Source organism: Cryomorpha ignava (genome assembly GCF_010686655.1).
GTDB lineage: Bacteria > Bacteroidota > Bacteroidia > Flavobacteriales_D > Cryomorphaceae > Cryomorpha > Cryomorpha ignava.
The window spans coordinates 1-12211 of record NZ_JAAGVY010000052.1 but is presented as its reverse complement, the minus strand read 5'-3'; the positions used below and the strand labels follow the sequence as shown (position 1 = coordinate 12211).

6 protein-coding genes are annotated in these 12211 nt (G+C 36.8%); all 6 read right to left on the bottom strand.

Annotated elements, in window-relative coordinates; genetic code table 11:
* Positions 1–40: 40 nt before the first annotated feature.
* Entirely contained in the window at positions 41–448 is a 408-nt protein-coding gene (locus G3O08_RS18065; protein ID WP_163286863.1) for a hypothetical protein, read from the bottom strand.
* Between the two features lie 459 nt (positions 449–907).
* Positions 908–2899 (bottom strand): hypothetical protein, encoded by a 1992-nt coding sequence (locus tag G3O08_RS18060; RefSeq protein WP_163286862.1) that lies wholly within the window; start codon positions 2897–2899, stop codon positions 908–910.
* Between the two features lie 486 nt (positions 2900–3385).
* Entirely contained in the window at positions 3386–6493 is a 3108-nt protein-coding gene (locus tag G3O08_RS18055) for a hypothetical protein (RefSeq protein WP_163286861.1), read from the bottom strand.
* A 361-nt stretch (positions 6494–6854) separates the two neighbouring features.
* A complete protein-coding gene (locus G3O08_RS18050) occupies positions 6855–8822 on the bottom strand; it encodes a hypothetical protein (RefSeq protein ID WP_163286860.1) in 1968 nt (655 codons plus the stop codon).
* Between the two features lie 61 nt (positions 8823–8883).
* Positions 8884–9207, bottom strand: a complete 324-nt coding sequence (locus tag G3O08_RS18045; RefSeq protein ID WP_163286859.1) for a hypothetical protein — start codon at positions 9205–9207, stop codon at positions 8884–8886.
* Positions 9208–9238: 31 nt separating this feature from the next.
* The gene (locus G3O08_RS18040) at positions 9239–11887 is read right to left on the bottom strand and encodes a hypothetical protein (RefSeq protein WP_163286858.1); all 2649 of its coding nucleotides are present in this window, start codon (positions 11885–11887) and stop codon (positions 9239–9241) included.
* Positions 11888–12211 lie beyond the last annotated feature (324 nt).

Below are 12211 nucleotides of genomic sequence, written 5' to 3'. Positions count from 1 at the left end.
GCCCAACAGGCATAAAAAGATGAGAATTACTCTTTTCATTTCAAAATGTTAAACTCTTTATGTATGGAAGAAACTTTAACTCGAAACTCTCGTCTATCATGTTTTGCACCCAGGTGAGAGGTTCAATAAAGTTAGGCATATTGACAAAGTGATCTATAGAAGTAGTAGGATATTCTAAATTTCCTAACAAAAATATTGCCAAAAAAACCTCTGATTTGCGAGTGGTTAACCAGAACTCTGCAAACCTAAACAGCCTATTATCATAATCTTTCCCCGTCGGGTTTGATAGGCTATAAGGTGCTTTAACACTTTCCCATAGAGTCTGATTGTCAGGCACCCAAAAATACCCACCTACACCGTCATCCGCCAGAAATCCAAAGAAAAGAGCTAATAATTTCCAACGATTAGATGATGTGTAAAATGGATTCGTAGGAATTGCTGGCATCATAATTTCTTTTCTTTATTGAGTAATTATTAAATATGTCATAATCATTCTCTTAAACCATGATTTTCAACATATTCAGTATATTGTAAGAATTATTTTACTGAAAGTTGTTCAACTTAAAAAACCAATTGTACATTTATTTGATAAGAATATCAATCAAATAATTTAATATCATCAAAAGCTATTATAGTCAACAATCGAAATAATCCCGCTATGAATAAGATAATCAGCCAATATATTTTTCGATTAGCCCAGAACATCACGACCAGTGGCAGGAACATTAGCAAAAACATCAACAAACAGAAAACATAAAAATATTTTATGATTTGAGATGGAATCTTATAGATATATGAAATTGATAATCGGAAATCCCCTATTAAAGAAAAGTAAAAATCAAAGACAAAAATATACGTAAATAGTGCAGTAAAAATAATCAAATAAATATAGGATATTGCTTTCATTCTACAATTGAGAATATATGAATGGAATAAAATCATTCTCAAATACATCTAAAATTTTTTCTTCAACCCAAGTTTTCTGAGAAACACCATCATTCAGATATTCTGTGCTATTAGAAAACCTGAAGATTTCATACTCAAAAATCTCTAAATCTAAAAATAAGTTGACACCAGTGCGGCTTTTACTTTTCCGAGTCGTATACCAAAATTCAGCGAAAGCAAGCAATCTTTTAGTGTACCCTTTACCGATATTATTGAATGCCGAAAATTCACTCTTGACATCCGCCCACAAGGTTGGATTATTTGGTAACCAAACATAATTGCCTTGTTGATCAATTGTCATAAATCCAAAGAAAATCGAAAAAATTTTCCAACGATCAGCAACTGTATAAAATGACTGAGATGGTGATTCAAGCAGTGATATTTCCGGTCTCAAAAAGGATACGCCTTTATAATAAAGTATAAATATATCACTTAAACGTAAATCAACATTGGCTGTATTTTCAATTAAAACTTCGTATGCTCTATAAATACCTATTCCGTCTGCATTGCCATACAGGTCGGCCAGTGGAGCTGAATATTCATAATAGTCTGCAAAATCCAGACTAATGGGAGGATTCAGAGGTGAATTTCCGGTTGTAGCGTGAACAAAAAAGTCTGTAACCGGAGTAATAATATTAGCTAACCAACCCGTTAAATCATTGACAATTTTGACAGGGAAGTTTGCGTAACTCTGGCTGTAAGTGGATCCTGAAGGAGGGAAAATATTGATTGGTGGATAATGTCGTTGCCAATAGACACTTTCAAAACCATATAAAATCTGCCCTAAATCAATGTCCTTTCCTTCAAATACAATGTATGGACTCGGATTATCCATTATTCCATTCTCATTGGCATGGGAAGTTAAGCGATTCCAAGTATCAGCAATTCCTTTCTTTTCAAAATCAACTCTTCTGAGCTTTCGAACACTTATAATATTGGGGTCAAAACTTATTATTTCGACATATCCGCCAGCACCATTAAGTGGAGGTAATGCGTTATTCAGAATATGGCCAGCAGCAGTATCATCAATCGAGCCTAATAATACATTCCAAAAACCGTCTTTTGGCAAGTCTCTTGCACTTCCGTAAGAATGAACCCGAATTCTCAAGCAAGTTTGTGAGAAATTGTCATTCGGATAGACCTTTTCTACTTCCTTCAGATCGTCAAGAAAAGTATCTATAAGTAATATCCCATTCTCCGCCTCTTCCAACTCAACCACGTTCCCCGCCGCTTCCGAATTAAGCATACCGTAATTAAAAGTAAGCAAATCAACACCAAGACCTGTAGTGGTTTTTGTACCGCTACTTGTAGCACCGTTTACTTTCAAGGCTGCTTTTCTATATGGCACTTGGTTATTATCAGACTCCATGCTAAAGTTTTGAAACGAAAGCAATGGAGCATGTATGGTTGTATCCAAATTGGAAGGTATAGAAATTGCATCGTATTCACTTTTGCTTATCACCAAATTTATCTGTCCGCTGAAATTGGTCGGTGGGTCGAGCGTTTTCTGATCCATAATGTAAAACGTACTGCCTGAGAGTTCCTGCTTTTGGAGTTCAAAGTTGCGGTCTTTAAACCAAGTTTTCTTAAACTCTGCTATTAGAGATGCTGTTTGGCTTTTTCCACCCGTTTCGGGAGTTGATTTTTTCACCTGGCTGCGCCCAAGTGTTATTCCAGGGCGGTACTCATCGATAATTGAAGCAAAAAAGCTCACTTCGGTGCTTGAAATGCCCATCCCAATTTCAAATATGCCTGCAACGCCCATTTCGTTACGGCCATCAATAAACTTTTTGCCTAAACCGCTCACCCATTGTGTGGAAGAACCCGCAGCCACATCGGGAACATAATTTGCCGGGCCAAAAGCATTATCAAGAAAATGTTCTTTTTGAACTACTGTACTTGGTAGTGCTATATCGGGATTCTTCTGGCGGATGTTCATAGGCTTAATGTTCACTGTTTGATCATTTTATAATTCTTAATATATCATTGATGTGGCTTTGATACATAATGTAACTCAAATTAAGTATCTTAAATCAATCTATACCCCTTCCTCCCATCACCCACATAAGAAATAGCAAGACTGAAGTTAATGGAAGGAAAACAAATATCCATGATAAAAATATTATTTTCTTCCATAATTCAATAAGCTTCCACTTAATTCTTAGAATTATTGTCAATGAAATCAATCCAATTATGTTAAGAAGAAAAATAATAAGATACAAGGGTACATGATGTAAACTGTTTTGATTTATATAAGACCAAAAAGAGAGTATTAATATTAAAAATAGTACCGCAAGCAGAAGTCCGAGTGCATTTTTGCGTATCAAGCTAACGAATTTAATTTCCGGTAAAAATTCACTAAACCAATTGGCTATTAAAACAATACCTATGGATAATGCCAAAATAATTATATATACGCATAAAGATGAAGAAACCCAACTCATAAAAAGCTCTTGTTAGGTTGTTCATTTTCCAATCTTGGTTTTAGCCATTGTAAAAATTTTATCAATACATATTTACAATCTTGAAAGTGGTAATTTACTGGTGGGTTTTTAAAAATTAGAAGAAGTTCATTGTATTGATCAAACCAAAATGTTGCCATCCACTCTACTGGCTCTAAGAGACTCACAGGCAAATTGGTGTAATTAGGCCAACTATATGTATTCCCCGAAATTTGCGTCACAATACCATTTTGCAAACAAAATATAAAATACCTATTACCATAATGGTTTAAATTATTTTCTGGATCAGGATTTTGAAAATAGTATTTTAGAACATCAGAAAACTTAAACTCTGGATTTATACTTTCCACATCTTCCCATGCAGCCTTTAGACCATAAGCATCAATATCACCTTCTAAATCCGGTTCAGGGGCTGAAATTTCAAAATAACGATCAATATCCGGATTTTCAGGGTAATAAATGTTGCCATAATGTCTAACTGCAACTGGCACTTCGTTATCAAAAATATGTCTTTCATTTGTGCCGACAGCTATTCCAATGTCTGCCACCCAGCCTGCATAATGAATCCCTCTCAAATTATACTTTAAGAAAAATCGCCCAATAAGTGAAGGGCTTGGCGAGTTTTCCAGAGGAAATTGAAGAGCCTGAAGACCAAATAATACATGACCTAAATCAATTTCCCGTGCATTTGGGAGGTCTAATAGATATGGACTCGGATTGTCTCCGTCTAAATTTTCATCCGCTTTAGAAACTAAATGTACATAAGATACCAGTAGCTCACTTGGCGATTGCATTACAGATTTATGCAATTCTTTTGTTTCGAATTCCGGTGAATTATCTTCGTATTCCAAATCAGGCACGATTGGATTAAATTTGAATCCACTATAATACATTACTCTAATACGAGTAACAAATGAGACCGGCGAGTCATTGAATGGGGCAATTGAGAATACATCTTCTGCGGTCTGCGCATAACCAATGAAATCAGAAAAGTTAAAATAAGCATTTGGATCATGACCAGATGGAAGTTCAATATTGGAATTTATGGCTATGCTACTGAATGAATAATTATCTCGTGTAAATATGTAAATATTGCCGTTTGATGGCTGGTTTCTTTGATAGATGCCATTAGAATCAAGCCCCACGATAGAAATAATTCCATCAAAGTATGTTTTTCCGTTATCATCTGTCTTTTGGTTAAAGGCATCAATTGTGAACATAGGTTCTTGAACGCTTGTATCTAACGTTGCTAAAGCAGGTACTATTTGATCTTCGAATTCACTAACAGATATAGAAAGCTCAACATAGTTAAGATTGTTATTTCTCAACTTTTCGTTGGAGAAATATCTTATGGGAATCGGTATCGTGTTTACTATAACATTGTCTTTTCTTAATTCAAAATCAGTTGCATACGTTAAGCCATTATCCAAATAATCTGAAATTAAGACTTCTGCATTAGAGTTTTGGGATCTGCCAGAAGGGGGCATAAAAGAAGTTGTTATTTGATTTTTATAATCTTGAGAAAGGAAAGGATCGAACCGATAGTATTCATTGAGAACTCTAAAATAAAATGTAATAGCGTTATTAGAACGTTCAACTCCTGATTCCCCTACCAATATAGAATTGGGGCCAACATAAAACCTCTTTTTGGGATAAACTTCCCAATTAGTTTCATCCGAAGGCCAATGAAGTGGGAAATCCGTTATCGGCCCAAAAATATTATCAATTGGTGTTTCCTTTGGAAACCCAGTACTTGGTATACTAATTTCAGGCAATTTTGTACGCACGTTGAACAGTTTCAAATAAAATGCTATTGAATTTTGTCCGGATACAGCACTGCTCATGTTCGGAGTGACAAAACTGAATTCTTGTGTCCAATCATTTTCAATGATACCAAGCGGAAACTCGAATAAAAACTGTGGTTCGCTTAGTTGTATGGTGGGCGAGTTATCATTGTCTGCGACCAACTTGAATGTATAATCCCCGAAGATCAATGGTTCTGGATTGTAAAGTTTTCTAAACTTTAAGTGTAGTTCATTGTAATTAGATGTCGCATTTGCGGGAGGGCTTAACGTTAATATCGGCCAGTAATCTTTGTAATAATTGGCAGGTGCGAAGGTGGTTCCGTCCCACGAGACTTGAATATGCTCTCCATAATCACTGTCGCCGGTCTGTCCTTCGTTGTCCTTGTAATAGTTGAGCGAATAGCTGTTTTCATTTCGAATGTCCAGATACAGCGTATTGCGCGTAATGAAGGTTGATAAAAGGGTAGTGTAAAGCGCATCAAAGCCTTTTACCGGTTCGGCATCGCCGGGTATATTTACACCTGCTTTAAAAAAGGTCATGTACCATGCTGCGGGATCCATAAAGTTCAATATGATTTCCCTTTGGCGCATCTTGGCGATGGGTTCGTTGCCGGGGATATCGCCAGATTGGGGTATGGTGGTTGTAATTTTAAAATCGGCGGCTCGCACGTAAGCCAAGTCTGGTTCAAAGAAATTTTCTTCAAGCATCACTTCAAAGCCTGCGTTGAGCATATCAAATTTTGCCAGTGTTTGTCCGGCCTGAATGGCGGCTAATTGAATGTCGTCATTATCAGCATTGTGGAGCGCATTTAATGAGTCGGTGCCTGGATTTGAACTCGTATCCCAACCTATAGCTGCAATGTTGGGTGCTGTAGAATCAATTGTAGAGACAAGCGTTTTTAGCATATTATATTGCTGCCAAATACTATTTACCAAATCAGAAGCATCTGGATGTGATTCGGCTAAAAATTCATCCGATCCGGTTAAAATATTGCTCTTTTTCAATCCACGATATACAAAGTATTTTACGGCTGTGTAGTTATTCTCTATCTGATCGGCCAAAATTGGGAGTAAAACCAAATTTACCAGAGAATTATCAGTTGCATGGGGCTGAAGAAAAACGTATCCGGTACAAACGGCAATGGCATCTGCTTCAGATGAAAACTGCAATTTGCTTGTTATCATATACTCCGTGTTCTCATTACCAGAAACAGGGCCATAAGATGTTAATTGGGTGCTTAATTTAGTTGGGTCTGTGAAAAAATGGGCGGTGGAAGGCATGGGAATGAATTTATTTATCCAAGTTAATTACATCATGGCGTTGACTACAGACATCATCATCCAATAAAGCAAACCGAAAACAATAAGAGTTATCAACCATTTATAGTATTTATTTGCTCTAAAAACAAAAATTAAAATTAAAAACAAGATTGCATAGATAAATAAAATAATAGGGAAAATGCTAAAAAATTCAGGGTCAGAAAGACCAAAAACTCTAGAAATTCTGAGAAGGAATAACAATTCTGATTGAAAAAATAAGCTCAAATAAATCAATAAATGATCTATCAAGAAAAGGTACAGTCCTAAAACGATAACCAAAATTAAAACTATATCTTTAAATATATCTTTAATTATCATGACTTTAGATTACCAAGTTCTTAACGAAAGGTAAAAACTTTGATTCAAAACTTTCTGATAGTTTACTTTTAACCCATTCTAAAACAGGCTGGTCAAAATCATTTATATTACTAAAACGACTGATAAAAAACTCATGATACTTTGAATCAGCTACAAGCGCTGGCTCTATAAACAAAAATAGCTTTCGTCTAGTCAACCAGAACTCTGAAAACTTAAACAGCCTATTATCATAATCTTTACCTGTAGGATTTGATATGCTATAGGGTGCTTTAACTTTATCCCATAGTGTTTGATTGTCAGGCACCCAAATATACCCACCTGCACTGTCATCTGCCAGAAAACCGAAATATAAAGAAAAAACTTTACATCTATTAGTTACTGTGTAGAATGGTTGAGAAGGTGAAACAGAAATGTTTATTTCAGGTCGCAATTCAGACTCACCTTTATAATATAATGTGAATACATCACTTAACCTTAATTTTCCTTCGTTTGGAGCAAATTCATTTAACACCTGATAGGCTTGATAAATGCCAATAGCATCAGCATTACCGTATAGATCAGCGTGAGGGGCAGAATACTCATAGTACGCGTCGAAATTAGAGGCAGGGGTATTCTCTTTATAAGGGCTCGTACCTGTTTGTTCTAAAATAAAGAAATCTGTTACGGGTATGACTATATTTGCAAGCCACCCAGCTAAGTCGTTCACAAGATGAACAGGGAAATTTTCATACGTCTGACTATAAGTTGATGAGTCTGGCGGAAAAATTTCAGAAGGTGGGTAATGAGGTTGAAAAAAAATAGATTCAAATCCATATAGAATCTGACCAAAATCAATCTTTTTTCCACCATACTTTAAATAAGGGCTTGGATTATCCTGTATACCATTTTCATTAGCATTTGACGTTAGCTGTTTGTAGGTAATGAACTTCCTGGGCGTAAGAAAAAAAAGCACATCTAAATATCTAAACCCATAACCCGATTTTGCTTGAGCAAGGGGTAGTGTGTTATCTAAAACTTCTCCTTTTAGTCGATCTGTAATTTCAGGGTTTAAAACACTTGTTTTAGGATCATCGACGTAAAAGCCATAGTAATGACGTCGAATTCGCGCACAGGTTTCATCTACTGTTCGATCAAATAAAAAGTCAGTAATCGAATCGTCAGTAACAAAATAGATATCCTCAACTACTTTGATTGCTGAAATTATTTCATCGATATCCAATATTCCACTAAGAGCAGACTCCAAATCCACCACATTCCCTGCCGCTTCCGAATTAAGCATCCCATAATTAAAGGTCAGCAAATCAACACCAAGTCCTGCCGTGGTTTTTGTACCGCTACTCGAAGCACCATTTACTTTCAAGGCTGCTTTTCTATAAGGCACTTGGTTATTATCAGCTTCCATGCTAAAGTTTTGAAACGAAAGCAAAGGCGTATGTATAGTTGTATCTAAATTGGATGGAATAGCAATAGAGTCGTATTCACTTTTGCTTATAACCAAATTTATCTGTCCGCTGATATTGGTCGGTGGGTCGAGCGTTTTCTGATCCATTATGTAAAAAGTACTACCCGAGAGTTCTTGCTTTTGCAGGGCGAAATTGCGGTCTTTAAACCAGCTGCGCTTCATTTCTGCAGTCAATGAATCTGTTTGACTCTTTCCGCCCAAATCGGGCTTTGATTCTTTTACCTGACTGCGACCGAGGGTGATTCCGGGGCGGTATTCGTCTATAAGCGAGGCAAAGAAGGTTACGTCATTATTCGATATTCCCATGCCGGTTTCAAATATACCTGCAAGACCCATTTCGTTACGCCCGTCAATGAACTTTTTGCCCAGACCGCTTGTCCATTGTGTTGTTGTACCCGAAGCAATATCAGGTGTATAATTTGCCGATCCGAACACATTATCGAGAAAATGTGTTTTGGCAATTACGGTATTGGATAAGGCTATTTCGGGATTTTTTTGGCGGATATTCATTAGCAATATAAGTATTTGTCAATCAGAAAGAGTTATCAAATAAAATATAGTTACTTAAAAGCTATGTTCGCCAATTAACATCATTGAAAGTTAAGTACAAAATACACAACACAATTATGATAAAAAGTGTAAAACCAAAGCAATAAGCTAACGCTCTGGACTTAAGTTTATTTTCGACTTCATGATGACTTACCCATATAATTATTATTATTTTATCAACTATTATTGCCAGCAAATAGATTTCAGCAAGATTTACGCTTCTGTTGTCAAATAAATCTATTTCCACATTAAGCATCTCAAAAAGTAAAGACCAGAAAAGTAAAGGCAATAATGTTGCAATCGCATCTAATCCTATCCAATTTAAAATTATTTTCCTGTGATTCATAATAAAAACAACTTAATACGAATTTCACTTGCTAAAAAATTTGAGAATAAACATAATTCAGGAATTTATCCTCTAACAATATTTTCAATTGAGAATTTATCCAAAGAATTTGAGTAGTTTCGGGATTATAGAAACTTTCAGATGTGAATCTTTTTATGAGTGTCTCTGGTATTTCTTTACCAAGTTGTAAATTATATGCAATTTTAGGAATACTAATTATGGGGATTGGATAATTATTGTCAACGCTCGAATACCAAAATTCAGCGAGATTAAATAATCTTTCATCGTAATTCTTTCCTTGAGGATTAGATTGGCTAAATGGAGCTTTTACCTTCGCCCAAAGCGTTGGGTTGTCGGGCACCCAGATATACTCCCCACCATCTTCAGCCATAAAACCGAAAAACAGCGAGAATATTTTCCACCTGTTGACGGCTGCATAAAAAGGAAGGCTTGGTGTGGAAGGCAAAGTAATCTCTGAACGAAGGTTTGTCTCACCTTGATAATACAAAGTGAATACATCACTCAACTTTAAGCCCTCGTTATTAGGATTTTCGTTGAGAACTTCATAGGCCCACAGAATTCCAATGGAATCGGCATTTCCATTCAAATCAACAATGGGAGCAGATATATCATAATATGCTTGAAGGTTGGGTGTTGTGGGTGCATACCTTTCCTTGATTGGACTTACTCCGTCCCTGACATGAAGAAAATAGTCTGTTGCCGGAATAGCGATATTTGCTATCCAACCGGCCAAGTCATTGATGATCTTTACCGGAAAGTTTTCGTACGATGGGCTATATGTGTCGGATGGAGGTTTATCCATGTCCGACGGTGGTGTCGGAAAAATACTTGTCGGCGGATAATGGGGTTGATAAAAAATGGACTCGAACCCATATAAAACTTGACCCAGATCGACATATCCCAAATCATTGACCAAGTATGGGCTCGGATTGTCCTTTACCGCATTTTCGTTGCCATGCGAAGTCAGTTGATCATATACGTTCACTCCGCTAAAAAGTGCCCTTGTCGCAAAAGGAAGTCTGTCAAGTTTTCTATAAAATATGGGATCAACCATATACTCGGCCAATGGGATGGTATTGTTGAATATTTTGCCGTTGACAACATCCTTAAGATAATACACTTCAGGTAAATCGCGCTCGCCCCCATAATAGTGTACTCTAATTCGAGTGCATATTTCGATTAGGTTATCACCAAAATCAATTATGCCTTCTTTTTCTCCATAAACATCTTCAACTACCTTAAGCATTTCGATAAATCCATTGACTGTGATAATTCCGTTTACAGCCTCTTCCAGCTCCACAACATTCCCAGCCGTTTCCGAATTAAGCATTCCGTAATTAAAAGTAAGCAAATCAACACCAAGACCTGATGTGGTTTTTGTACCGCTACTCGTAGCACCGTTTACTTTTAAGGCTGCTTTTCTATACGGCACTTGGTTATTATCAGACTCCATGCTAAAGCTCTGAAACGAAAGCAATGGAGCATGTATGGTTGTATCTAAATTGGAAGGTATTGTAATCGCATCGTATTCACTTTTGCTCATCACCACATTTATCAGGCCGCTTATATTTGTCGGTGGGTCGAGCGTTTTCTGATCCATAATGTAAAACGTACTGCCCGAGAGTTCCTGCTTTTGGAGCTCAAAGTTCCGGTCTTTAAACCAAGTTTTATTCAGCTCTGCTATTAGAGATGGTGATTGGCTTTTTCCGCCCGTTTCGGGAGTTGATTTTTTCACTTGGCTGCGTCCAAATGTTATTCCGGGGCGGTACTCATCAATAATTGAAGCAAAAAAGCTCACTTCGGTGCTTGAAATGCCCATTCCAATTTCAAATACACCTGCAACACCCATTTCGTTCCGGCCATCAATAAACCTTTTGCCCAGTCCGCTCACCCATTGTGTGGAAGAACCCGCAGCCACATCGGGCACATAATTTGCCGGACCAAAAGCATTGTCGAGAAAATGTTCTTTTTGAACTACGGTACTTGGTAGTGCTATATCGGGATTCTTCTGCCGGATGTTCATGAGCTTAATTGGAAAAGCAGGTGCTGTATTGCCAGATACAGCCGGGTTATTCGGTAATTTGAATGTAAAACCACTTGACCAAGGTTCGGCAAGGACTGGGTTTGTTTCTGATTTAAATTTCGTTGATGATGAAATGTTCATCAATGTATCACTAATCAATTCAACTGCATAATCTGCGTACAGCAAAGGTTCGGGATTGTAAAGTTTTCTGAATTTTAAGTGTAGTTCATTATAATTGGTATTTGTATTTGCTGGAGGGCTTAATGTTAGTATGGGCCAGTAGTCTTTGTAGAAATTGGCTGGCGCGAAGGTGATTCCGTCCCACGAGACTTGAATATGGTCACCATAATCGCTGTCGCCAGTCAGCCCTTCGTTGTCTTTATAGTAATTAAGCGAATAGCTGTTTTCATTGCGAATGTCCAGATACAGCGTATTGCGCGTAATGAAGGTTGATAAAAGGGTTGTGTATATGGCATCAAAACCTTTTACAGGTTCTGCTTCGTCAGGTATATTTACACCTGCTTTAAAAAAAGTCATGTACCATGCTGCGGGATCCATAAAGTTCAATATGGCTTCTCTTTGGCGCAACTTGGCGATGGGTTGGTTGTATATTTTTGATTCTAATGGGTGTTTCATTTTAATCTAAAGTATGCATTTTGCCGCGAAAAAGATGTGATACAGTATTTTTAATGCTAAAAAAATGATTAACCAATAGATTTAGGATTTAAGCAATATAGATTCTCCGTTCCATAACGTAACTAATCATCTAGATGCAATAATTCCAATTATACATGTAATAAAGGAGTTACTTCTGAAATCTGACTATTAAGGCTCTAAAGTTTCGCACATCTAAAAGTACACTAAAACATGATATTTATTCTTTTAATCTTCCTCAAGAAATTGATTTAACCGTTTGATATTTGGGATATTGTTAATGGTTGTTCCAAAATCGGTTTTGGC